The 22,232-nt window shown below is 58.4% G+C and carries 22 protein-coding genes and 2 pseudogenes; 15 read left to right on the top strand and 9 right to left on the bottom strand.

Annotated elements, in window-relative coordinates; translation table 11 throughout:
• Positions 1-13: 13 nt before the first annotated feature.
• The gene (dsdX, locus tag ACSEMK_RS20960; protein WP_430915422.1) at positions 14-1,351 is read right to left on the bottom strand and encodes a D-serine transporter DsdX; all 1,338 of its coding nucleotides are present in this window, start codon (positions 1,349-1,351) and stop codon (positions 14-16) included.
• 224 nt (positions 1,352-1,575) lie between these two features.
• Here dsdX and dsdC point away from each other — a divergent pair, with 224 nt between their 5' ends.
• Positions 1,576-2,499 (top strand): DNA-binding transcriptional regulator DsdC, encoded by a 924-nt coding sequence (gene dsdC / locus ACSEMK_RS20955; protein ID WP_430915435.1) that lies wholly within the window; start codon positions 1,576-1,578, stop codon positions 2,497-2,499.
• A gap of 70 nt (positions 2,500-2,569) precedes the next feature.
• Here the strand turns inward: dsdC and emrD are convergent, their stop codons facing one another.
• The 5 genes and pseudogenes from emrD to ACSEMK_RS20930 form a co-directional block, all read right to left on the bottom strand.
• On the bottom strand, positions 2,570-3,754 hold the full coding sequence (gene emrD / locus ACSEMK_RS20950) for a multidrug efflux MFS transporter EmrD (protein ID WP_015369059.1): 1,185 nt from the start codon (positions 3,752-3,754) through the stop codon (positions 2,570-2,572).
• A 175-nt stretch (positions 3,755-3,929) separates the two neighbouring features.
• Positions 3,930-4,763 (bottom strand): DMT family transporter, encoded by an 834-nt coding sequence (locus ACSEMK_RS20945; protein WP_047046121.1) that lies wholly within the window; start codon positions 4,761-4,763, stop codon positions 3,930-3,932.
• Between the two features lie 67 nt (positions 4,764-4,830).
• Positions 4,831-5,277 carry a GNAT family N-acetyltransferase gene (locus tag ACSEMK_RS20940; RefSeq protein ID WP_087858886.1) on the bottom strand — a complete coding sequence of 149 codons (447 nt, stop codon included), beginning with the start codon at positions 5,275-5,277 and terminating at the stop codon, positions 4,831-4,833.
• Positions 5,278-5,366: 89 nt separating this feature from the next.
• On the bottom strand, positions 5,367-5,486 hold the full coding sequence (gene tisB / locus ACSEMK_RS20935) for a type I toxin-antitoxin system toxin TisB (RefSeq protein ID WP_004145059.1): 120 nt from the start codon (positions 5,484-5,486) through the stop codon (positions 5,367-5,369).
• Positions 5,487-5,856: 370 nt separating this feature from the next.
• Positions 5,857-6,025: pseudogene (locus tag ACSEMK_RS20930) on the bottom strand (hypothetical protein).
• A gap of 12 nt (positions 6,026-6,037) precedes the next feature.
• On the opposite strand from ACSEMK_RS20930, the gene ivbL reads away from it, so the two are divergent.
• From ivbL to nepI, 9 genes are all read left to right on the top strand, one after another.
• On the top strand, positions 6,038-6,133 hold the full coding sequence (gene ivbL, locus ACSEMK_RS20925) for an ilvB operon leader peptide IvbL (RefSeq protein ID WP_016162016.1): 96 nt from the start codon (positions 6,038-6,040) through the stop codon (positions 6,131-6,133).
• A 104-nt stretch (positions 6,134-6,237) separates the two neighbouring features.
• The gene (gene ilvB, locus ACSEMK_RS20920) at positions 6,238-7,926 is read left to right on the top strand and encodes an acetolactate synthase large subunit (protein WP_047044651.1); all 1,689 of its coding nucleotides are present in this window, start codon (positions 6,238-6,240) and stop codon (positions 7,924-7,926) included.
• 3 nt (positions 7,927-7,929) lie between these two features.
• Positions 7,930-8,217 (top strand): acetolactate synthase small subunit, encoded by a 288-nt coding sequence (gene ilvN, locus ACSEMK_RS20915; RefSeq protein ID WP_016162014.1) that lies wholly within the window; start codon positions 7,930-7,932, stop codon positions 8,215-8,217.
• A 150-nt stretch (positions 8,218-8,367) separates the two neighbouring features.
• Complete coding sequence (uhpA, locus tag ACSEMK_RS20910) at positions 8,368-8,961, top strand: transcriptional regulator UhpA (protein WP_015369064.1); 594 nt, start codon at positions 8,368-8,370, stop codon at positions 8,959-8,961.
• Between the two features lie 17 nt (positions 8,962-8,978).
• A complete protein-coding gene (gene uhpB / locus ACSEMK_RS20905; protein ID WP_430915434.1) occupies positions 8,979-10,463 on the top strand; it encodes a signal transduction histidine-protein kinase/phosphatase UhpB in 1,485 nt (494 codons plus the stop codon).
• Between the two features lie 11 nt (positions 10,464-10,474).
• A complete protein-coding gene (locus ACSEMK_RS20900) occupies positions 10,475-11,803 on the top strand; it encodes an MFS transporter (protein ID WP_015369066.1) in 1,329 nt (442 codons plus the stop codon).
• Between the two features lie 145 nt (positions 11,804-11,948).
• The gene (gene uhpT / locus ACSEMK_RS20895) at positions 11,949-13,340 is read left to right on the top strand and encodes a hexose-6-phosphate:phosphate antiporter (protein WP_015369067.1); all 1,392 of its coding nucleotides are present in this window, start codon (positions 11,949-11,951) and stop codon (positions 13,338-13,340) included.
• Between the two features lie 136 nt (positions 13,341-13,476).
• Positions 13,477-13,929 carry a DUF1198 family protein gene (locus tag ACSEMK_RS20890; protein ID WP_430915420.1) on the top strand — a complete coding sequence of 151 codons (453 nt, stop codon included), beginning with the start codon at positions 13,477-13,479 and terminating at the stop codon, positions 13,927-13,929.
• 211 nt (positions 13,930-14,140) lie between these two features.
• Positions 14,141-15,325 carry a purine ribonucleoside efflux pump NepI gene (gene nepI / locus ACSEMK_RS20885; RefSeq protein WP_212769317.1) on the top strand — a complete coding sequence of 395 codons (1,185 nt, stop codon included), beginning with the start codon at positions 14,141-14,143 and terminating at the stop codon, positions 15,323-15,325.
• A 5-nt stretch (positions 15,326-15,330) separates the two neighbouring features.
• Here nepI and phnX read toward each other — a convergent pair whose 3' ends face one another.
• Complete coding sequence (gene phnX / locus ACSEMK_RS20880) at positions 15,331-16,140, bottom strand: phosphonoacetaldehyde hydrolase (RefSeq protein ID WP_032715343.1); 810 nt, start codon at positions 16,138-16,140, stop codon at positions 15,331-15,333.
• 9 nt (positions 16,141-16,149) lie between these two features.
• The gene (gene phnW / locus ACSEMK_RS20875) at positions 16,150-17,253 is read right to left on the bottom strand and encodes a 2-aminoethylphosphonate--pyruvate transaminase (RefSeq protein WP_213317683.1); all 1,104 of its coding nucleotides are present in this window, start codon (positions 17,251-17,253) and stop codon (positions 16,150-16,152) included.
• A 141-nt stretch (positions 17,254-17,394) separates the two neighbouring features.
• Here phnW and phnR point away from each other — a divergent pair, with 141 nt between their 5' ends.
• From phnR to phnV, 5 genes are all read left to right on the top strand, one after another.
• Complete coding sequence (gene phnR / locus ACSEMK_RS20870; RefSeq protein ID WP_045397821.1) at positions 17,395-18,114, top strand: phosphonate utilization transcriptional regulator PhnR; 720 nt, start codon at positions 17,395-17,397, stop codon at positions 18,112-18,114.
• 179 nt (positions 18,115-18,293) lie between these two features.
• The gene (phnS, locus tag ACSEMK_RS20865) at positions 18,294-19,307 is read left to right on the top strand and encodes a 2-aminoethylphosphonate ABC transporter substrate-binding protein (RefSeq protein WP_411325290.1); all 1,014 of its coding nucleotides are present in this window, start codon (positions 18,294-18,296) and stop codon (positions 19,305-19,307) included.
• Between the two features lie 5 nt (positions 19,308-19,312).
• Complete coding sequence (gene phnT / locus ACSEMK_RS20860) at positions 19,313-20,425, top strand: 2-aminoethylphosphonate ABC transport system ATP-binding subunit PhnT (RefSeq protein ID WP_430915419.1); 1,113 nt, start codon at positions 19,313-19,315, stop codon at positions 20,423-20,425.
• Positions 20,425-21,285, top strand: coding sequence for a 2-aminoethylphosphonate ABC transporter permease subunit (phnU, locus tag ACSEMK_RS20855; RefSeq protein WP_087858896.1), 861 nt, complete (start codon positions 20,425-20,427; stop codon positions 21,283-21,285). The genes phnT and phnU overlap by 1 nt, the downstream gene beginning before the upstream one ends.
• 2 nt (positions 21,286-21,287) lie before the next feature.
• Positions 21,288-22,085, top strand: coding sequence for a 2-aminoethylphosphonate ABC transport system, membrane component PhnV (gene phnV / locus ACSEMK_RS20850; protein WP_430915418.1), 798 nt, complete (start codon positions 21,288-21,290; stop codon positions 22,083-22,085).
• Between the two features lie 57 nt (positions 22,086-22,142).
• Here the strand turns inward: phnV and ACSEMK_RS20845 are convergent.
• A pseudogene (locus ACSEMK_RS20845) lies at positions 22,143-22,232 on the bottom strand (carbohydrate porin); the annotation flags it as partial.

Genomic DNA, 22,232 nt, shown 5'->3' with positions numbered 1-22,232 from the left:
ACGTCTCGTTCGCTTAGATGATGAAAGAAAGCAGGAAGGTGGCGGCGAGTGCAAGTAAAGAAGCGATAAATGTCGCCGTCGTATAATACTTGAATGTTTCGCTGAGGCTTGCGCCACAGTATTGTTTCACCAGCCAGAACAGGGAATCCGTTACGATCGTGCAGCCAATCGCGCCGGAACCGATGGCAATAGCGATGATCTCCGGACTTACCCCAGGATACAGTGGCAGCATCGGGGCGACGATAGCGGTCGCGCCCATCATGGCCACGGTAGCGGAGCCGACGGCGGCGTGAAGGATCAGCGCCACCAGCCAGGCTAGCAGAATCGGATGCATATGCAGATTCGAGAGGAGCACCGCCAGGCTATCGGCCAGGCCGCTGGACTTCAAAATCGCGTTGAACGCGCCACCCGCGCCAATAATCAGCAGAATATTAGCAATCGATCCGAAGCCGTTTTCAGTATGGGTCAGCAGGACGCCCATCCCCATTTGGCGACGAATACCAAGAATGTAATAAGCGACAAAGACGGCAATAAACATCGCGGTGATCGGGTTGCCGATAAATTCCAGCAACATATACAGCGTGCCGCCTTTAGCCATGTTCAATTCAGCGACGGTTTTCACCAGCATCAGCCCAATCGGTAGCAGCACGGTAAATAGCGTAGCGCCGAGCGAGGGCAGCGTCGATTCTTCGCGTACTTCAAGGTTAGAAAACTCGGTCGGCACCGGTTTAAACGGCAGGCGGTTGCCGAGCAGCTTGAGGAACAATGGGCCGCCTACCAGCGAGGCAATCAGGCCAACCAGCAGGCCGTAGACGATGACCGTGCCGATATCCGCGCCGAGTTTATTCGCCACGAACAGCGCGGCCGGATGCGGCGGCACCACGCAATGCACCGCCATCAGCGCGGTACACAGGGGGATGGCCAGCTTCAGCAGCGAGGTATTGGTTTTTTTGGCAATGGAGAAGGCCAGCGGGATCAGCAGCACCACGCCAACCTCAACAAACAGCGTAATGCCGCAGATCAGGCCAACCAGCACCATGATCACGTCTGCCGACAACCAGCGACAGCGCTGCAGCGCCAGGCCGATGCGTTCCGCCGCGCCGGAGACTTCCATCATCTTCCCGAGGATGGTACCGAGACCGATCACCGCCGCCAGGAAGCCAAGCGTACCGCCAATACCGCTCTCAATGGCGTTGACCATATCAAGCGGCCCCATGCCCATCATCGCGCCGACGAAAAAGCTTGCCAGCAGGAGCGCCAGAAACGGATGAAACTTCAGTTTGACGATCGTTAAAACGATTAGCACGATACTGATAAACAGCGTGCCTACCACCCAGATTTGAGATTCCATACCCCACCTCGCCGTAAATAACGTGTGGTTATTGAACAGAAAAGCGACATAGGCTGACAAACGATATAAATCGCTTTTCAGATGAGCCAAATTGATGCAAATGCGTGATTTGGTTCTTAAATAGCCCGTTAAATGTGTGTTGAGTCACTTTTATTCATCTTTCAGGCGCGCTCCGGCTGCGTTTTTTTTTACACTTACCGGCAAAGAAAAGGCGGGGAATCGTGATGGATGTAATGAAAGAGATAGGTAATCGCCTGCTGAACGGCTGGCAGTTGTCAAAGCTGTATACCTTTGAAGTTGCGGCTCGCCATGAGTCCTTTGCACTGGCGGCGGAAGAGCTGTCGCTGACCCCGAGCGCCGTTAGCCATCGCATCAACCAGCTGGAAGAAGAGCTGGGTATTCAGCTATTTATACGTTCGCACCGCAAGGTGGAGTTGACGCGCGAGGGGCGGCGGGTATTCTGGGCGTTGAAATCCTCGCTGGATAGCCTTAACCAGGAGATTCTGGATATTAAAAATCAGGAGCTCTCCGGCACGCTGACGGTATACTCGCGCCCGTCGATCGCCCAATGCTGGCTGGTGCCGGCGCTGGGCGATTTCACCCGCCGCTACCCGTCCATCTCGCTGACTGTGCTCACCGGCAACGATAACGTCAATCTACAGCGTGCGGGTATCGATCTGGCGATCTATTTTGATGATGCGCCGTCATCACAGCTAAGCCATCATTTTCTGATGGATGAAGCGATCGTGCCGGTATGTACGCCGAAATACGCACAGCAGCAGCAGATAATCCGCAATCCAGGCAATCTGCGCTACTGCACGTTACTACATGACCGTCAGGCATGGAGCAATGATTCCGGTACCGATGAGTGGTTCAGTTGGGCGCAGCAATTTGCGATTGAATTGCCGCAATCGTCGGGTATCGGCTTCGATCGTTCTGATTTAGCGGTGATTGCGGCGATGAATGACGTCGGGGTAGCGATGGGGCGTAAACGGCTGGTGCAGAAGCGGTTAGAAAGCGGGGAGCTTATCGCGCCGTTCGGCGACATGACGCTGAAGTGTCACCAGCACTACTATGTGACGACCCTGCCGGGCCGTCAGTGGCCGAAAATCGACGCCTTTATCGAATGGTTGCACAGCCTGACATAAGGCAAAAGCAGCCGCCGAGGGGGTAGCCCGGATAAGGCGTAAGCCGCTATCCGGGGAGCGCCAGCGGCGCTTAGACCGGCTGCTGGTGGCTGGTAAAGCGCGAGGCCAGCGGCAGCCAGCACAGCAGAATCAACAGGCCCATTAACATCATCAGCAGGCCGAGGCTGCTTTGCCCGGTTTGCGGCATCATTGCCGACAGCCAGGCCAGCACGCCGGAGCCGATATTCTGCAGGCCGCCAACCAGCGCGCCAGCGGTACCGGCGAGGAACGGGAATGGTTCCATCGCGCCGCTGGTAGCCAGCGGGAACAACATACCCGCGCCGAAGAAGAACAGCGCCGCAGGCACCAGCAGTGTCCAGACGGTCATAATGCCGAACAGCCCCGGCAACCACATCATAATTCCCGCCAGCAGGCAGCAGATAACCGACTGCCACATCAGCGTCGAGAAGCGTTTATTCGGACGGCCAGCGAACCACGCGCCGAAGAACGCCGCCGGGATCGGCAGAATAAACAGAATACTGACCGCCATACTGCTCAGGCCGAGGACCGCGCCCATCAGCACGCCGGAACAGGCTTCGAACACCGCAATCCCGGCCAGCCCGCCCACCAGCATCAACAGGTAACAGTTAAAGGCGCCGGTACCGAACAGCGTTTTGTAGCTGGCCAGTAGTTTCGTCCGCGGCGCGCCTTGTGGGCGCGTTTCCGGCATCCATTTCGCCATACTAATCGTCACGCCAGCGCACAGTATGAGCAGGAAAGCGTAGCAGGCGCGCCAGTTCCACAGGGTATCAAGGATGCCGCCGAGCAGCGGCGCAATCAGCGGGCTGACCAGTATTCCCATATTTAACAAACTATTGGCGTGACGCAGCTGCGCGCCTTCATACAGGTCTCGCGGCAGGGTGCGCGCCATCACGCCGCCGACGCCGGTACCCATCCCCTGCATGGCGCTGGCGGCGATCAACACCGGCAGGCTATGGGTGGTGATGGCAACCAGCGTCGCCAGCATAAAAATAGACATCCCGACGAGGATCACCGGGCGGCGGCCCACGCGGTCGGAGAGCGGGCCGTAGAACAGCTGGGAAATGCCGTACGTCAGGAGATAGGCCGCCATCACGCTTTGTACCGCCCCTTCGCGGACGTTAAGCGATACCGCCATGTCGGCGATAGCCGGAATATAAATGGTCTGCGCCATCTGGCCAACGGCCACCAGCAGTACCAGCATCAACAACAAATTGAAGTTCTTATGCCGTTTCATGTCGATGAATACTTCGCGAGCAATGAGAAATGAAGAATATGTGACTGGCACACCCCTTAAACGATGGAGGAATCTACCACAATAAAATGACAGAACAACTACATAGCACCGATTGTTGGGGAAAATTCAGGCAGGTTTTGTAAACAGGATCGGCAACTAATGTTGCCATTTTAATCTATGAGAGGCGCAGCAGGATTGCTCCGGCGGCAATACCGCAGGCGGCAACGATGCGCAGCGCTACCACCTGTTCTTTCAGGACGATAAACGCGATCAGCGCGCCGAACAGAATGGAGGTTTCACGCAGCGCGGCGACCACCGCCAGCGGCGCCTGAGTCATCGCCCATAGCGCCAGGCCGTAGGAGCCCATGGTGCCGACGCCGCCGAGGATGCCCTTTTTCCAGTGCTGGCGTAAATAACGGCTGGCTTCGCGCCGCCGTGCCGCCATGGCCCAGCACAGCAGGCAGCAACCGTTCATAAAAAAGGTCCACAGGGTATAGCCGAGCGCCGATCCCGCCAGCCGTACCCCGGTGCCGTCTACCAGCGTATAGCCCGCGATAAAACAGGCGTTGATCAGCGCCAGCATGATGCCTTTACGGGAACTGACGCGGCCGTTAAAGGCCATTGCCAGAATCGCCAGGCAGATGACGCCAATACCCAACCAGGCCAACGGCGATAAGCGATCGCCGAGAAATATCACGCTGATAGCCGCGACCAGCAGCGGCGCGGTGCCGCGCATTAGCGGATAGGTCTGGCTCATATCCGACACCTGATAGGTCTTCGCCACCAGTACCGTATACACCACCTGCAACGCACATGACGCCACCAGATAGGGGGCGCTGGCCAGCGTCGGCTGCGGCGCGAAGGGGAGCATCACCAGGGCAATCAGCGAGGCCGACCCGCTGACGCTTATCGCCGCGTACATTTTATCGCCGCTGGCTTTGACGATAGCGTTCCAGCTGGCGTGCAGCAGTGCAGCGAAAAGCAAAATGCAGAATACGGTGATGGTCATCGCAGGCAGATTCAGCAGTTAAGGTCAGCGGACTGTAACATGCGCCCGCTGCGCCAACCAGCCGCGCTTACAGCGAGCAGAACAGGCGATGCGTAACCCGAGGCTCATCGTATACCGGGCGGAAACCAAAGCGTTCATAAAAGGGCCAGGCCTGCGCCGGGGCATGAGTGTTAAGGAAATCGAACCAGGCGCCGGAATGCGTGATGACTGAGAGCAGCAGCTGCTGGCCAATTCCCTGGCGGCGATGGCTATCGCGAATATAGAGATGGCGAATGCGCCCGGCCCGCGGCTGCTGGCTGAAGGGGTCGACGTTCAGACCGCAGACCCCAACCAACTGGCCACGGACAAACGCGCCCAGTAGCTTTTCACCAGGGGCGTTAAAGCGGTTTTTGCCGCTTTGCCAGTTTTCCGCCAGACGGCGCAGCATATTGAAATGCTGTTCAAGGCTTTCGGTGCGCAGCGCGACGAACCCCGGATCCTCCGGCGTCGTTGCGGCAATTAATAGCGGTGGCATGGTTCCTCCATCAAGTCTTCCCGGAACGCCCGAAGGACGCCTGTAGGGGGGCGGTTTCCCGCCCCCCTCAGGTGCGACTTGAACCTGAATCAGCGGAACTGTTTCAGGACTGCATCAAGTAGTTGCAACACAGCAACCATGAGTTTCAGGATTAAAATAATAATATCCATTCCGCCCATACGCGCGTCTCCTGTGGTTAAGGAACACAATAAGCTGACGTACCTTTCCGCTGCCTGTTGCCAGCTTATCCCTGTTCTCACAGGGGTTGCGCAGTGGTGGCCGCACGGGCCGGACACGACGCATTGTTGACGTAACACAGTGTGCTCTCTCGGGGTTAAGGCACTGACGGCACCACCCGTTTCAGCCAGGACTTCGTTGCGCCGGTCAAACTTGCGGCCCCCGAATGGCACAAAGTGAACACATCCAGTATAGATAAATACTGTATGTATGAACAGTATTTTTTGGACAAATTCGCACCCGTCGTACATACTCTATGACAGAGAAATTTCGACCTTAAATTGCGCGAATTGCAGCGATCGCGTATACTTTTGTCGTTGACGTAATACAGTGTGCTTACGGCTACCACCCGTAAAAATGCTGATAAAAACCTCGCTCCGGCGGGGTTTTTTGTTTTCTGCCGCTGATGTCGCAAATTGTGATCTTTCGCGCAAATTCTCGTGGATGAAAATAAATCCATTGTGAAAACGCAAAACCTGTGTTTGTATAAATTCAGCTTATTTTTCGACACAACAGGTCCCTAATGAACGCTGCCATGATGACTTCGACCCTACTAAAAACCGCGCCTGCCGCGGTGGTCGTCGTGTCTGTGGTGGTCGTCGTCGGCAATGCGCCGTAGGGTCCGGAACAACACGAATTCCAAACCCCGCCGGCGCAAACCGAGCGGGGTTTTTTGTTGGCGAGCCCCCCGGTAAAGTCGGCCCAGAATAAAAGGACTGGAGCATGGCAAGTTCGGGCACCACATCAAACACAATGCGCTTTACCGGCGCGCAGCTGGTTGTTCATTTACTGGAACGCCAGGGTATCACTATGGTCAGCGGCATTCCGGGCGGCTCCATTCTGCCTATCTATGATGCCTTGAGCCAAAGCACGCAGATCCGCCACATCCTGGCGCGACACGAGCAGGGGGCGGGTTTTATCGCTCAGGGGATGGCGCGTACCGAAGGTAAACCCGCAGTCTGTATGGCCTGTAGCGGCCCTGGCGCCACCAACCTGATTACCGCCATCGCCGATGCCCGCCTCGATTCTATTCCACTGGTCTGCATCACCGGACAGGTTCCGGCCTCAATGATCGGCACCGATGCCTTCCAGGAAGTCGATACCTACGGCATCTCTATCCCCATCACCAAGCATAACTACCTGGTGCGCGACATCGCCGAGCTGCCGCAGGTGATGAGCGACGCCTTCCGTATTGCCCAGTCCGGGCGTCCCGGGCCGGTGTGGATAGATATTCCTAAGGATGTGCAGTCGGCAACCATTGAACTGGAAACGCTCCCAGAGCCCGGCGAGCGCGCCCCGGCACCGGCATTCGCGCCTGAAAGCGTGCGTGAAGCGGCGGCAATGATCAATGCGGCGAAACGCCCGGTACTGTATCTGGGGGGCGGCGTAATTAACGCGCCGCAGCCGATTCGTGAACTGGCGGAAAAAGCCAACCTGCCGACCACTATGACCTTAATGGCGCTGGGTATGCTGCCGAAGGCGCACCCTCTGTCGCTGGGCATGCTGGGGATGCACGGCGCGCGCAGCACTAACTTTATTCTGCAAGAAGCTGATTTACTGATTGTTTTAGGGGCTCGTTTTGATGATCGGGCGATTGGAAAGACCGAGCAGTTCTGCCCGAACGCGAAGATAATTCACGTCGATATCGATCGCTCGGAGCTTGGCAAAATTAAGCAACCGCACGTAGCGATTCAGGGCGACGTGGCGGAGGTTTTAGCCCAGCTTATTCCGCAGATTGAGGCGCAGCCGCGTGATGAGTGGCGCCAACTGGTGGCCGATTTACAAAGAGAATTCCCCTGCGCCATTCCGCAGGAAAGCGATCCGCTCTCCCATTACGGCCTGATTAACGCCGTGGCCGCCTGCGTTGATGATGAGGCGATCATCACCACCGATGTGGGTCAGCATCAGATGTGGACGGCGCAGGCCTATCCACTCAACCGTCCCCGCCAGTGGCTGACTTCCGGCGGTCTCGGCACCATGGGCTTCGGCCTGCCGGCGGCCATCGGCGCGGCGCTGGCCAATCCGCAACGTAAGGTTATTTGTTTCTCCGGTGACGGCAGCCTGATGATGAATATTCAGGAGATGGCCACCGCCGCCGAAAATCAGCTGGATGTAAAAATTATCCTGATGAACAACGAAGCGCTGGGGCTGGTGCACCAGCAGCAGAGCCTGTTCTATCAGCAGGGTGTCTTCGCCGCGACCTATCCGGGGATGATTAACTTTATGCAGATCGCCGCCGGTTTTGGTCTGCAAACCTGTGATTTAAATAACGAAGCCGATCCGCAAGCGGCGCTGCAGGCGATTATCGACCGTCCCGGCCCGGCGCTGATCCACGTGCGTATCGACGCGCAGCAGAAAGTGTATCCGATGGTACCGCCGGGTGCGGCCAATACTGAGATGGTGGGGGAATAAGCCATGCAAAAGCAACACGATAACGTCATTCTGGAACTCACCGTCCGCAACCACCCTGGCGTCATGACCCACGTCTGCGGGCTATTTGCCCGCCGCGCGTTTAACGTTGAAGGCATTCTCTGCTTGCCGATCCAGGGCAGCGAGCATAGCCGCATCTGGCTGCTGGTAAATGATGACCAGCGACTGGGGCAGATGATTAGTCAGATTGAAAAGCTGGAAGATGTCACCAATGTGGCGCGTAACCAGTCCGATCCCACCATGTTTAACAAAATTGCGGTGTTCTTCGAATAGCGCTCAAGGCTTGAACAGCTACGCGCTTACCGCTAAGGTAAGCGCCTTTGCCGGATGGCGCTGCGCTTATCCGGCCTACAGGGAGTGAATCCGTAGGCCGGATAAGGCGTTTACGCCGCCATCCGGCGCTTTCAGGCACCAGGAAACACCATGACTACCATCGCCCTTATTGACGATCATTTGATTGTCCGCTCCGGTTTTGCTCAGCTACTGGGGCTGGAAGCTGATTTTCAGGTTGTCGCTGAATTCGGCTGTGGACGCGAGGCGCTGGCGGGGCTACCGGGGCGCGGTGTACAGGTTTGTATCTGCGATATCTCAATGCCGGATATTTCCGGGCTGGAGCTGTTAAGCCAGTTGCCGAAGGGGATGGCGACCATCATGCTGTCGGTGCACGATAGCCCGGCGCTGATCGAGCAGGCGCTGAACGCCGGCGCGCGCGGCTTCCTGTCGAAACGCTGCAGTCCGGATGAACTGATCGCCGCGGTCCGTACGGTGGCGGCGGGCGGTTGCTATCTCACGCCGGATATCGCCATGAAGCTGGCCGCCGGGCGCCAGGATCCGCTCACCAAACGCGAACGCCAGGTGGCGGAAAAGCTGGCGCAGGGTATGGCGGTGAAAGAGATCGCCGCCGAGCTCGGTCTGTCGCCGAAAACCGTTCACGTTCATCGCGCCAACCTGCTGGAAAAACTGGGCGTCAGTAACGACGTTGAGCTGGCGCGCCGCATGTTCGATAGCTGGCAATGAACACCGTCGTTTCACGATTGCTGTCGGTGATCGGCTGCGCCTTTATCTTCTCAGCCGCCTGGTTCTGCCTGTGGAGTATCAGTCTGCATCTGGTGGAACGCGCGGATTTAGCGGTGCTGCTGTTTCCCTTTGGCCTGCGTTTAGGGCTGATGCTGCAATGCCCGCGTGGCTACTGGCCGGTGCTGCTGGGAGCCGAGTGGCTGCTTATCTTCTGGCTGGCGCAGGAAGTGGCGCTGGCGCACCCGATAATATTGATGACCGGAAGTCTGCTGACCCTGCTGCCGGTGGCATTGATTTCACGCTATCGCCAGCAGCGAGACTGGCTGACATTGTTGCGCCAGGGCGGGGCGCTGATCGCCGCCTCGCTGCTGCAATCGCTGCCGTGGCTGGCGCAAGAAGGCAGTGAGGGACTGACCGCGCTGTTGTTGACGCTGACCGGCGGCCTGACGCTGGCGCCGACCTGCCTGGTTATCTGGCATTATCTGACCAGTACCGTCTGGCAGCCGTTGGGGCCGTCGCTGGTGTCGCAGCCAGTTAACTGGCGTGGCCGGCATCTGATCTGGTACCTGCTGCTCTTTACCGTCAGCCTGTGGCTACAGCTCGGGTTGCCCGCCGAACTCTCCCGCTTTACCCCTTTTTGTCTGGCGCTGCCGATTATCGCTCTCGCCTGGCACTACGGCTGGCAGGGGGCGCTGATCGCCACCCTGATGAACGCCATTGCGCTGATTGCCAGCCAGACCTGGCACGATCACCCGGTTGATTTATTGCTTTCACTGCTGGCGCAGAGCCTGACCGGACTGCTGCTGGGCGCGGGGATCCAGCGATTGCGCGAGCTTAACCTGTCGCTACAGAACGAGCTGGCGCGTAATCGGCGGCTGGCGGAACGCCTGCTGGAAACGGAAGAGAGCGTGCGGCGTGACGTGGCGCGCGAGCTCCACGATGATATTGGCCAGACTATCACGGCAATTCGCACCCAGGCGGGGATCGTGCAGCGTCTGGCGCCAAACAACGCCAGCGTACGGCAGAGCGGCCAGTTGATAGAACAGCTGTCGCTGGGGGTTTACGACTCTGTGCGAAGACTGCTTGGTCGTCTGCGTCCGCGCCAGCTTGACGATCTGCCGCTTGAACAGGCGGTACGTTCGTTGATGCGTGAAATGGAACTGGAAGACCGCGGTATCGTCAGTCATCTCGAATGGCGGATTAACGAGGCGGGGCTGAGCGAAAACCAGCGCGTGACGCTGTTTCGCGTTTGCCAGGAGGGACTGAATAATATCGTCAAGCACGCCAGCGCCAGCGCCGTCACCCTCCAGGGCTGGCAGCAGGATGGGCGATTGATGCTGGTGCTGGAAGATGACGGCTGCGGCCTGCCGCCGGGGTCGAATCTGCAGGGGTTCGGCCTGACCGGCATGCGTGAGCGCGTGACAGCGCTGGGCGGTACGTTAACTATCTCCTGCACACACGGTACCCGCGTGTGCGTCAATTTACCGCTGCGTTACGTCTGAGAGGAGCGCCGATGTTTGCCTTTTTAAAAGCGCCGCCGGACGCCGCGCCGATTAGCGATAAACGCGAGCTGGACGAGCGTTATCGTTACTGGCGTCGCCATATCCTGCTTACCATCTGGCTTGGTTACGCGCTGTTTTATTTCACCCGCAAAAGCTTTAATGCCGCGGTGCCTGAAATTCTGGCCAGCAATGTACTGACTCGTAGCGATATTGGCCTACTGGCCACGCTGTTTTACATCACTTACGGGCTGTCGAAATTTTTCTCCGGTATCGTCAGCGACCGCTCCGACGCCCGCTATTTTATGGGGCTGGGGCTCATCGCCACCGGGGTGGTGAATATCCTGTTCGGTTTTTCTACTTCGCTATGGGCCTTCGCGCTGCTGTGGGCGCTGAATGCCTTCTTCCAGGGCTGGGGCTCGCCGGTGTGCGCCCGGCTGCTGACGGCCTGGTATTCGCGGACCGAACGCGGCGGCTGGTGGGCGCTGTGGAATACCGCGCATAACGTCGGCGGCGCGCTGATCCCAATGGTCGTGGGGGCGGCGGCGCTGCATTACGGCTGGCGAATGGGGATGACGATTGCCGGCTGTCTGGCGATCCTCGCCGGACTGTATCTGTGCTGGCGGCTGCGCGATCGCCCGCAGGCGGTGGGGTTACCCGCCGTAGGCGACTGGCGTCACGATGCGCTGGAAATCGCCCAGCAGCAGGAAGGCGCAGGGCTGACGCGTAAAGAGATACTGACCCGCTACGTGCTGGCCAATCCCTATATCTGGCTGTTATCGCTGTGCTATGTGCTGGTGTACGTGGTGCGGGCGGCGATTAACGACTGGGGCAATCTGTATATGTCGGAGACGCTTGGCGTCGATCTGGTGACCGCTAACTCGGCGGTGACCATGTTTGAGCTGGGCGGTTTTATCGGCGCGCTGGTGGCGGGGTGGGGCTCGGATAAGCTGTTTAACGGCAATCGCGGGCCGATGAACCTGATCTTCGCCGCCGGAATTTTGCTGTCGGTTGGCGGGCTGTGGCTGATGCCGTTCGCCAGCTACGTCATGCAGGCGGCCTGCTTCTTCACCACCGGGTTCTTCGTTTTCGGCCCGCAGATGCTGATCGGTATGGCGGCGGCGGAATGTTCGCATAAAGAAGCCGCCGGGGCGGCGACCGGGTTTGTCGGCCTGTTCGCTTATCTTGGCGCCTCGCTTTCCGGCTGGCCGCTGGCGCAGGTGATGGATATCTGGCACTGGACCGGATTCTTCGTGGTGATTGCGATTGCCGCCGGCATTTCCGCGCTGCTGCTGCTGCCGTTTTTAAACGCGCAGGCGCCGCGTACCGCCAGCGAAGCGTGATGTAGCTCACCCTTTCGCCGCGAACGGGGCAAAACTAAGAAATTTTCCCGGTTTCACCTGGACGCCGTCTCAGGCCAGACGGCGCGCTGGTTTTTACAATGCCTGGTTATTACGCAGGCATAAAAAATCAGCTCAGGAGATACCCATGCTGGCCTTTCTGAATCAGGTGCGCAAGCCGACCCTGGATCTGCCGCTCGACGTGCGGCGCAAAATGTGGTTCAAACCTTTCATGCAGTCCTACCTGGTGGTCTTCATCGGCTACCTGACCATGTACCTGATCCGCAAGAACTTTAACATCGCGCAGAACGACATGATCTCCACCTACGGGTTGAGCATGACGCAGCTGGGGATGATTGGCCTGGGCTTTTCCATTACCTACGGTGTGGGCAAGACGCTGGTCTCTTATTATGCCGACGGTAAAAACACCAAGCAGTTCCTGCCGTTTATGCTGATCCTCTCCGCCATCTGTATGCTGGGCTTTAGCGCCAGCATGGGGGCGGGTTCAACCAGCCTGTTCCTGATGATCGCCTTCTATGCGCTGAGCGGCTTCTTCCAGAGCACCGGCGGCTCGTGCAGCTATTCCACCATCACCAAGTGGACGCCCAGACGCAAACGCGGCACCTTCCTCGGCTTCTGGAATATCTCCCACAACCTCGGCGGCGCGGGCGCGGCGGGCGTGGCGCTGTTTGGCGCCAACTATCTGTTCGACGGCCACGTGATCGGCATGTTTATCTTCCCGTCGATTATTGCGCTGATCGTCGGCTTTATTGGCCTGCGTTACGGTAGCGACTCTCCGGAATCCTACGGCCTTGGCACGGCGGAAGAGCTGTTTGGCGAAGCGATTAGCGAAGAGGACAAAGAAACCGAAGAAAATGCGATGACCAAGTGGCAGATCTTTGTTGAGTACGTGCTGAAAAACAAAGTGATCTGGCTGCTGTGCTTCTCCAACATCTTCCTCTACGTGGTGCGTATCGGTATCGATCAGTGGTCCACCGTGTATGCTTTCCAGGAGCTGAAGCTGTCTAAAGAGGTGGCGATTCAGGGCTTTACCCTGTTTGAAGTCGGCGCGCTGGTTGGCACGCTACTGTGGGGCTGGTTGTCGGACTTGGCCAACGGCCGCCGCGCGCTGGTGGCCTGCGTCGCGTTGGCGCTGATTATCGCCACCCTCGGGGTTTACCAACATGCCAGCAACCAGTACGTCTATCTGGCCTCGTTGTTTGCGCTGGGCTTCCTGGTGTTTGGTCCGCAGCTGTTGATCGGCGTCGCTGCCGTCGGCTTTGTGCCGAAAAAAGCGATCGGCGCCGCCGATGGAATCAAGGGCACCTTCGCCTATCTGATCGGCGATAGCTTCGCCAAACTGGGTCTCGGGATGATCGCCGACGGCACGCCGGTCTTCGGCCTGACCGGCTGGGCCGGCACCTTTGCGGCGCTGGACGCCGCCGCCATCGGCTGTATCTGCCTGATGGCCATCGTGGCTATCTTCGAAGAGCGTAAAATTCGCCGCGAGAAAAAGAATCGAGTTTTGCAGACTGCCTGATTCACCAGGTATTTGGTAACCTTGCCCGGCCATTGCGCCGGGCTTTTTTATTTCTTGCGTAATATGCCAGGTCCGACAGTCGACAGCAGGCAAATTCCCATTATGATAGTGAGGCCGCGATTGGATGAGAGGATGCATGATCTGGATAGGACTGGCCACCCTGGTAGTGGTATTTGTTGTGGGATTTCGGGTGCTTACCTCTGATTCACGCCGCGCGATTCGCCGCCTGAGCGAACGCCTTGGCATTACGCCTGTTCCGTTGGAATCGATGATCGATCAGCTGGGAAAAACCGCCGGTAATGAGTATTTGCGTTACCTGGAGCGGCCCAATGAAGCACATCTGCAGAACGCCGCGCAGGTGCTGCTTATCTGGCAGGTCGCGATTGTCGACGCCAGCGAGAAAAACCTGCACTACTGGTATCGCCTGATGCAAAAAGCGCGATTAGCGGCGCCGATTACCGACGTACAGATCCGCCTGGCGCAAGGTTTTCTGCGCGAACTGGACCCGGATGTGAGCGATTTACATAACCTACAGCAGCGCTATAACGATCTGTTTCTCCCGGAAGACGGCGTGCACTGGTTGCACTGATCTCATTGTTATCCGGCCTGTGGTTTACGCACTCGTCACTTGTAGGCCGGATAAGCGTAAGCGCCATCCGGCAGAATGACGAGGTCTGTATTCTCAGGCTACGCTTTTGTATTACGTTATGAAAAGCGAGAAGAGTTGCGAAAACGTTAAGTACGTCACATACAAAATGTTACACTGCGCAGCTTTCCGCCACTTTCTTCGCAGGTAACTCATGAGTCATTCAAATGAAGCCAAACCCCATGCAAGCGATCTCGCGCGGCCAAACTGGTCGGCGGTCTTCGCGGTTGCTTTCTGCGTCGCCTGCCTGATTACCGTCGAGTTTTTGCCGGTTAGTCTGCTGACGCCGATGGCGCTGGATTTAGGCATCTCCGAAGGGATGGCCGGGCAATCGGTGACGACGACGGCATTCGTCGCGATGTTTTCCAGCCTGTTTATCACCACGGTTATCGGCAAAACCGATCGCCGCTACGTGGTTATCCTGTTTTCGCTGCTGCTGACCCTTTCTTGCCTGCTGGTATCGTTTGCCGATAGTTTCACCCTGCTGCTGCTGGGACGCGCCTGTTTGGGTCTGGCGCTCGGCGGTTTCTGGGCGATGTCGGCGTCGCTGACCATGCGTCTGGTGCCGATGCGCGTGGTACCGAAAGCGCTATCGATTATCTTCGGCGCGGTATCAATCGCGCTGGTGATCGCCGCCCCATTGGGCAGTTTCCTTGGCGGGCTTATCGGCTGGCGCAACGTCTTTAACGGCGCGGCGGTGATGGGCGTGCTGTGTACACTCTGGGTGCTGAAAGCGCTGCCGTCGCTGCCGGGTGAATCGGCGGCTCAGCAGCAAAATATGTTTGGTCTGCTGAAGCGTCCGGGGGTGATGGCCGGGATGTGCGCCATTTTCATGGCCTTCGCCGGACAGTTCGCCTTCTTTACCTATATTCGCCCGGTTTACATGACCCTCGCCGGTTTTGACGTCGACGGCCTGACGCTGGTGCTGCTGAGCTTTGGTATCGCCAGCTTTATCGGCACCTCGCTCTCCTCGGTGGTGCTGAAGCGCTCGGTCAAAGCGGCGCTGGCGATTTCGCCGCTGGTGCTGACCGCCTGCGCAGTGGCGCTGGTACTGTGGGGAGAAAGCAAAATCGTCGCCTCGACGGTGGCGATTATCTGGGGCTTCGCGTTTGCGCTAATCCCGGTGGGGTGGTCAACGTGGATCACCCGTTCTCTCTCCGATCAGGCGGAAAAAGCCGGGTCGATTCAGGTGGCGGTGATCCAGCTTGCCAACACCTGCGGCGCCGCGGTCGGCGGCGTTGCGCTCGACCACTTAGGGCTGCTGTCGCCGCTGGTGTTGTCAGGAATATTAATGCTGTTTACCGGCCTGCTGGTGACGACCAAAGTGAAGGTGAATTAACCCGCTTACGGCCGCTCGCCTTTTGCCAGCCGGGCGTTGATGTCGGCAATCACTTCCGGCAGATCCGCCAGGGTATCAACCACATAGTGAGCCCCGGCGGCATACAGTTTGCCTGCCGCCCGCTCGCGACGGGTGGCGATTTCCTCTTTCGACATCGCCTGGTACTCCTCCCAGGTAGCGCCGAATTCGTTACCGGACACCGCGAGGCCGACGCTCCACATCCCGGCATGTAACCCTTCGCTGATGCCCGGTGCGGCGTCATCGACCTTCACGCAGTGGGCCACATCGTCTATGCCCAGGGTAATCACGTTCTGCAGCGCCATCCACGGGCCCGGTCGACCGCCGACGGCAAGGTCATCGGTAGCGACCCAGTGGTCCGGGGCGTAGCCATGGGCGGCGGCGGCCGGTACCAGCTTTTCCATCACCGGCCTCGGATAACCTGAGCAGGAGCCGATCTTCAGGCCCTCGGCGCGCAGCGCGGCGAGGGTGTCGACAACGCCGGCAATCGGTGCGGAAAAATCGACAACCTTAGCGATTTGCAGCGGCATAAACGCGGCGTAGATCGCATCGATATCGGCGGCAGTCATCGCGCGGCCGAATTTGGCCTGCCAGCGGCTATCGACAGCAGGGAGTTTGCCCAGCGCTTCAATGTGCTGCCACTTGCCAAGCCCCATCGGCACGCGGGCCTCTTCAAGAGTGATCTCAATATCGAAAGCCTGGCGGAAGGCCTCGACGAAAATTTGCGTCGGGGCGAAAGAGCCGAAGTCTACGGTGGTGCCTGCCCAGTCAAGGATCAGTGCGCTAATACGGTTCATGGCGGTTCCTTATTGTTTCCAGTACATGGCGTTGTCGATAGCCGCCAGCAGGGCGGTGATATCGGCGTCGTAGACTTCGCCAATGTTGCCGATACGGAAGCAGTCGCTTTGCGATACTTTGCCCGGATAGATAACGAAGCCCTGATCTTTCAGCTTCTGGTAGAAGGTGTGAAAGCGATACTGCGGCGCATCCGGGGAATAAAAGGCGGTAATGATCGGCGAATGCAGGCTATCGTCGAGCAGCGGCCGGAAGCCGAGCGCGCGCATCCCTGCCACCAGACGGCGTTGATTGTTGCGGTAGCGCTGATGGCGCGCGCTAACGCCGCCCTCCTGCGCCAGCTCTTTAAGCGCCTGGGCAAAGGCCAGCACGGTATGGGTCGGCGAGGTGAAGCGCCACTTGCCGTGGTTATCTTCCATGCAGCGCCACTGGGCATATAGATCCAGTGACAGCGAGCGTGAACGGCCTTTGCAGGCGGCCAGCTCCGCTTCGCGGGCAATCACGAAGGCAAAGCCCGGCACGCCCTGAATACATTTGTTGGCGGAGCTTATCAGGTAATCAATATTCAGCGCGGCGATATCCAACGGAATGCCGCCAAAGCTGCTCATCGCATCGACGATATAGCGTTTATCGTACCGTTTCGCCAGTTCGGCCACCTCTTCGATCGGATTCAGCATGCCGGTGGTGGTTTCGCTATGTACCATCGCGATATGGGTGATCGCCGGGTCGTTCTGCAGGATCTGTTCGATCGCCGCCGCATCAGGGCGTGCGACTTCGCCGCAGTCGTAAGGGTGGCAGGCGATGCCCATCAGCTGCGCCATCTCAATCATACGCGCGCCATAGGCGCCATTGCTGACGATCAGCACTTTGCCCTGTCCGCCGATGACGCTGCCGAGCACCGCTTCGACCGCGTAGCTGCCGCTGCCCTGCAGCAGTACCGCTGTATAACCGTCGGCTGGGGTAGCCAGTTGCACCAGCTGCTGGCGAATGGTCTGTACCACGCCGAGATTGTAATCATCATCCCAGGTGCAGCTGTCGAACAACATCGCCTCTTTTACCGTACGGGAGGTGGTTAGTGGGCCGGGGGTCAGCAGCAGGTAGTTCCGTGAAGTCATTTGTCTCACCATTTGGTCTATACCAGATTTATATTTATCATGGAGACAAAGCCGGGGAAGGGTCAAAGGAAATGTGGCGCTGCAACAAAAAATTCATCTGGCTATGTATAATGAGCGCACGAAAAGTGGCAGTGAGTAAACATGAAATCACCCTCTGGCGAGATGCCGCAATACCTGATGATTAAAGCGCAGCTGCAGGCGCGTATTCAAAACGGCGCCCTCAAAAGCGGCGACAAGCTGCCTTCCGAGCGCGAGCTGTGCGCGCTGTTCAACACGACCCGGATTACGGTGCGTGAGAGCCTGGCGCAGCTGGAGGCCAGCGGCGTGATTTACCGCGCCGACCGCCGCGGCTGGTTTGTGACGCCGGAGCGTCTATGGCTGGATCCGACGCAAAATACCAACTTCCACAAGCTGTGTCTCGAGCAGGGGCGCGAACCGAAAACGGTGCTGCTTGATGGCCGCCTGGCTGCCGTGCCGCTGGATGTGATGGCGCCGTTGGCGCTGCAGCCCTTCGATCAGGTCTATTTGCTGACCCGGCTGCGCTATGCCGACGGCCGGCCGGTGTGCTACTGCGAAAACCACTGTCTGCCCGCACGGGTGCCTGAACTGCTGCGCCACGATCTTAACGGCAGTCTGACCGAGATTTATCAAACTCAGTACGACCTGATCTATACCAGTATGCATCTGTCGTTTTATCCCACTTCAATGCCGCCGCAGGCTGCCGAAGCATTGGGGGTGATGGAAGGGCGCCCGGCGCTGCTGCTGCGCCGGCTGAATTACGATCAGCATGGGCGTATTCTCGATTACGATATTGAATACTGGCGGCATGACAGCCTGCGGATCGAAGTCGATACCCATTGATTTTATTGGTTAAATTTTTTGATCTCCCCGGTGGCGCTTGCGCGTGCCGGGGCTACGCACCTCCCCTCGTTTTAACTCTTTCGACACACTTCTTTCATCGTTTTGTCATAAACCCTCGGTAGCGTGAAAGCAAATCTGGTCTACACCAGAATAACTGACTATCCGATGAGGCTTAAACGATGAAACTCTCCCGACTTGCTCTGCTGTCCCTGTTCGCGCTGACCAGCTCTCCGGTTTGGGCGGACGGCGTCGTCACGGTTTATTCCGCCGACGGCCTGCATGACGGCGATAACAGCTGGTATCAGAGCCAGTTCGCTGCCTTCACCAAAGCGACGGGCATCAAAGTGCAGTATGTGGAAGGCGGCTCCGGCGCGATTGTTGAACGTCTGGCCAAGGAGCGCACCAATCCACAGGCTGATGTACTGGTCACGGTGCCGCCGTTTATCCAGCGCGCCGCGAAAGAGCAATTGCTGGCAACCTTTACCCCGCAGGGTAGCGCGCAGATCCCCGGCGCTAACGACCGCTACGCGCCGCTGGTGAACAACTATCTGACCTTCATCTATAACGGCCAGTTGCTGAAAACCGCGCCGGCCAGCTGGCAGGATCTGCTGGATAGCCGCTTTAAGAACAAGTTGCAGTACTCCACGCCGGGGCAGGCGGGCGACGGTACCGCGGTGATGCTGCAGGCGTTCCACAGCCTCGGCGGTAAAGACGCCGGTTTTGCATATCTGGGTAAGCTACAGGCCAATAATGTCGGCCCATCGGCCTCGACCGGTAAGCTGACGGCGCTGGTCAACAAAGGCGAGCTGTACGTCGCCAACGGCGATTTGCAGATGAACCTGTCGCAGATGGCGCGTAACCCGAACGTTAAAATTTTCTGGCCGGCGGATGACAAAGGCGAGCGCAGCGCGCTGGCGCTGCCCTATACCATCGGGCTGGTGCAGAACGGACCGAACAGCGAAAACGGCAAGAAGCTGATTAATTTCCTGCTGGATAAACCAGCGCAATCCAGCGTTAGCGCGCTCTCCTGGGGCCTGCCGGTACGCAGTGATGTGGCGCCGGATGACGCTAACTTTAAGGCGGCGAAAGCGGCGCTCGACGGCGTGAAGAGCTGGGAGCCGAACTGGGACGACGTTGCAGTATCGCTGTCGGCGGATATCGCCCGCTGGCATAAAGTGACCGATAGCGAGTAAGCCTGATGTTGATGAAAACCACCGTCACTCCTTCCCCGTCGCTGGCGGGGACTTCCGGGATCACCCTGGACTCGCTGCGCGTTTCATACCACGGCAACGTGGTCTTAAAACCGCTGTCATTGACCATTGAACCCGGAGAAGTATTGGCGCTGATAGGCCCTTCCGGTTCCGGGAAAACCACGGTGCTGCGGGCGATTGCCGGTTTTGTGCAACCGGCTGGCGGTCGGATCCTGATTGGCGACACGGACGTCACCCAGCTGCCGCCGTACAAACGCGGGCTGGCGATGGTGGTGCAGAACTACGCGCTGTTCCCGCATATGAAGGTGGAAGATAACGTTGCTTTCGGCCTGCGGGCGCAAAAGCAGCCCAGGGGGCTTATCGCCGAGCGGGTGACTGAAGCCTTAAAAATTGTCGGTATGGCGGATTATGCCACCCGCTACCCGCATCAGCTTTCTGGCGGCCAGCAGCAGCGCGTCGCGATAGCCCGCGCGATTGCCGTGCGTCCTCGGGTGCTGTTGCTTGATGAACCGCTGTCGGCGCTGGATGCGCAAATTCGTCATAACATGGTGGAAGAGATTGCCCGTCTGCATCGCGAACTGCCGGAGCTCACCATCCTCTACGTCACCCACGATCAAACCGAAGCGCTGACCCTGGCGGACAAAATCGGCATCATGAAAGACGGTTCGCTGATCGCCCACGGTGAAACGCACGAGCTGTACCACTATCCGCCGAACCGCTTTAGCGCCGAATTCCTCGGCCGCGCCAATATCCTGCAGGCAACGGCGCTGAAAGACAGTACCGAGCCGGGGCTGGTTAGCGTGAGCTGCGGCGGCGGCCTGATTAACGCCTTCAGCCGGGGCGGCCTGCATGGCAACAACAAGCTGTTATGCATTCGCCCGCAGCACATGAGCCTGGCGCCGCGATCGGCAATCAGTAATCGCCTCAACGCTACCCTGACCTCGGTACACTGGCAGGGCGATCTGACGCATCTGCTGTGCGACGTCGCTGGCGAAGCGGTGCGGATTGTGATGACCCACGTAAACCCACTGCCGCGCGCAGGGGACAAGCTGGCGCTCTACTTTGAACCTGGCGATGCGGTTCTGATCGAGGTGCAATAATGGCGCAAACCCTCACGCTTGCGCGTCCGGCGCGAAACCTACGCCCTTACCTGTGGCTGGCGTTGCCGCTGCTGGTGCTGGCGACGCTATTTTTCTATCCGCTACTGCTGATCGCCGAACAGGCGTTACGCGACGCCAGCGGCAATCTAAGCCTCGAGACTTTCTGGCAGGTGATCGACTCTAAGCGCTTTATCAGCGCATTGTTTAATACCTTGCAGATCGCCGTTTTCGCGACGCTCGGCTGCCTGGTGCTCGGCAGCGTGCTGGCGCTGATTCTGGTGTTTATTCCGTTCCCCGGCAGCCAACTGGTGAGCCGGGTCATCGATACGTTTATCGCGCTGCCGACCTTCCTGATTACCCTCGCATTCACCTTTATTTACGGCTCGGCGGGGCTGCTCAACGGCACCCTGATGGCGTTGTTTGCTTTTGAACTGCCGCCGGTAGACTTTCTCTATTCGATTAACGGCGTGATCCTGGCGGAGATCACCGTCTTTACGCCGCTGGTGATGCGCCCGCTAATGGCCGGACTGCGGCAGATAGATAAGAGCCAGCTGGAAGCGGCGAGTATTCTCGGCGCTCACCCGTTACGGGTGATTACCCAGGTTATCTTCCCGGCGGCGCTACCGGCGCTGATGGCAGGCGGCAGCCTTTGCCTGCTGTTGACCACTAACGAGTTCGGTATCGTGCTGTTTATTGGCGCCAAAGGGGTTAATACCCTGCCGATGATGGTCTACAGCAAGGCGATTCTGGAGTCGGATTACAGCGTGGCCTGCATGATTGCGCTGATTAATATTCTGCTGTCGCTGGGGCTGTTTATGCTCTATCGGCTGGCTGCGGCGCGCACTGGCGTAAGGAGTTAACGATGTTGATTTGGTCGCGTAAAGGCCGCGCGGCGGCGGGCGCGCTGGCGGTGACGCTTTTTGCCGGCGTTTTCCTGCTGCCGCTGGCGGTGATTTTACTCTCCAGCCTGAGTAAACAATGGAACGGCCTGCTGCCCACCGGCTTTACCTTTACCCACTTTGTTAACGCCTTTCGCGGCGCGGCGTGGGATTCGCTGTTTTCGAGCCTGATGGTGGGCTTCTGCGCCAGCCTTCTGGCGCTGCTGTGCGGGATGTGGGCGGCGCTGGCGCTGCGCCAGTATGGCGCGAAGTTACAGAAATATCTTGGCCTGGCGTTTTATCTGCCCAGCGCCATCCCCTCGGTTTCCGTCGGGCTGGGCATTCTGGTGGCGTTCAGCCAGGGGCCGCTGCAGATGAACGGCACCTTCTTTATCGTCCTGGCGGCGCACTTTGTGCTGATCTCCGCCTTTACCTTCAGCAACGTAACGACCGGGCTGGCGCGGATTTCCGCCGATATTGAAAACGTCGCCTCCAGTCTTGGCGCCTCGCCGTGGTATCGCCTGCGCCATGTTACGCTACCGCTGATGACGCCGTGGATGATTTCAGCGCTGGCGCTGAGTTTATCGCTGTCGATGGGAGAGTTAGGGGCGACGGTGATGATTTATCCGCCGGGTTGGACGACGCTGCCGGTGACCATTTTCAGCCTCACCGATCGCGGCAATATCGCTGATGGCTCGGCGCTGACCATTGTGTTGGTGGGCGTCACGCTGCTGTTGATGATGAAGCTTGAGCGCATCGCCCGCCGATTAGGCCAGAGATAGGTTGTATCCGGAGTTGTAGCCCGGCTCAGCGTAGCGCCAGCCGGGAATCGGATTGCCTCAGAACCAGGCCTCAAACATACCGCCGATGTTCAGCGAATCCAGCCGCTCGTCGTTGGTGTCGTTGACCTTCGCGGTGTGCTCGTTATC

This window comes from Klebsiella sp. K-3 (assembly GCF_051207495.1).
In the GTDB taxonomy this organism is placed as follows: domain Bacteria; phylum Pseudomonadota; class Gammaproteobacteria; order Enterobacterales; family Enterobacteriaceae; genus Klebsiella; species Klebsiella aerogenes.
This window is presented reverse-complemented; position numbering and strand designations above follow the sequence as displayed.

Bases quoted from the DNA above. Each gene is read 5' to 3' on its own strand.
- ilvN (WP_016162014.1), top strand. From the start codon at position 7,930: ATGCAAAAGCAACACGATAACGTCATTCTGGAACTCACCGTCCGCAAC.
- phnU (WP_087858896.1), top strand. From the start codon at position 20,425: ATGGCGCAAACCCTCACGCTTGCGCGTCCGGCGCGAAACCTACGCCCT.
- dsdX (WP_430915422.1), bottom strand. From the start codon at position 1,351: ATGGAATCTCAAATCTGGGTGGTAGGCACGCTGTTTATCAGTATCGTG.
- nepI (WP_212769317.1), top strand. From the start codon at position 14,141: ATGAGTCATTCAAATGAAGCCAAACCCCATGCAAGCGATCTCGCGCGG.
- phnV (WP_430915418.1), top strand. From the start codon at position 21,288: ATGTTGATTTGGTCGCGTAAAGGCCGCGCGGCGGCGGGCGCGCTGGCG.
- ivbL (WP_016162016.1), top strand. From the start codon at position 6,038: ATGAACGCTGCCATGATGACTTCGACCCTACTAAAAACCGCGCCTGCC.
- ACSEMK_RS20890 (WP_430915420.1), top strand. From the start codon at position 13,477: ATGATCTGGATAGGACTGGCCACCCTGGTAGTGGTATTTGTTGTGGGA.
- phnS (WP_411325290.1), top strand. From the start codon at position 18,294: ATGAAACTCTCCCGACTTGCTCTGCTGTCCCTGTTCGCGCTGACCAGC.
- uhpT (WP_015369067.1), top strand. From the start codon at position 11,949: ATGCTGGCCTTTCTGAATCAGGTGCGCAAGCCGACCCTGGATCTGCCG.
- phnR (WP_045397821.1), top strand. From the start codon at position 17,395: ATGAAATCACCCTCTGGCGAGATGCCGCAATACCTGATGATTAAAGCG.
- ACSEMK_RS20900 (WP_015369066.1), top strand. From the start codon at position 10,475: ATGTTTGCCTTTTTAAAAGCGCCGCCGGACGCCGCGCCGATTAGCGAT.
- phnX (WP_032715343.1), bottom strand. From the start codon at position 16,140: ATGAACCGTATTAGCGCACTGATCCTTGACTGGGCAGGCACCACCGTA.
- ilvB (WP_047044651.1), top strand. From the start codon at position 6,238: ATGGCAAGTTCGGGCACCACATCAAACACAATGCGCTTTACCGGCGCG.
- dsdC (WP_430915435.1), top strand. From the start codon at position 1,576: ATGGATGTAATGAAAGAGATAGGTAATCGCCTGCTGAACGGCTGGCAG.
- uhpA (WP_015369064.1), top strand. From the start codon at position 8,368: ATGACTACCATCGCCCTTATTGACGATCATTTGATTGTCCGCTCCGGT.
- ACSEMK_RS20940 (WP_087858886.1), bottom strand. From the start codon at position 5,277: ATGCCACCGCTATTAATTGCCGCAACGACGCCGGAGGATCCGGGGTTC.
- emrD (WP_015369059.1), bottom strand. From the start codon at position 3,754: ATGAAACGGCATAAGAACTTCAATTTGTTGTTGATGCTGGTACTGCTG.
- phnT (WP_430915419.1), top strand. From the start codon at position 19,313: ATGTTGATGAAAACCACCGTCACTCCTTCCCCGTCGCTGGCGGGGACT.
- ACSEMK_RS20945 (WP_047046121.1), bottom strand. From the start codon at position 4,763: ATGACCATCACCGTATTCTGCATTTTGCTTTTCGCTGCACTGCTGCAC.
- phnW (WP_213317683.1), bottom strand. From the start codon at position 17,253: ATGACTTCACGGAACTACCTGCTGCTGACCCCCGGCCCACTAACCACC.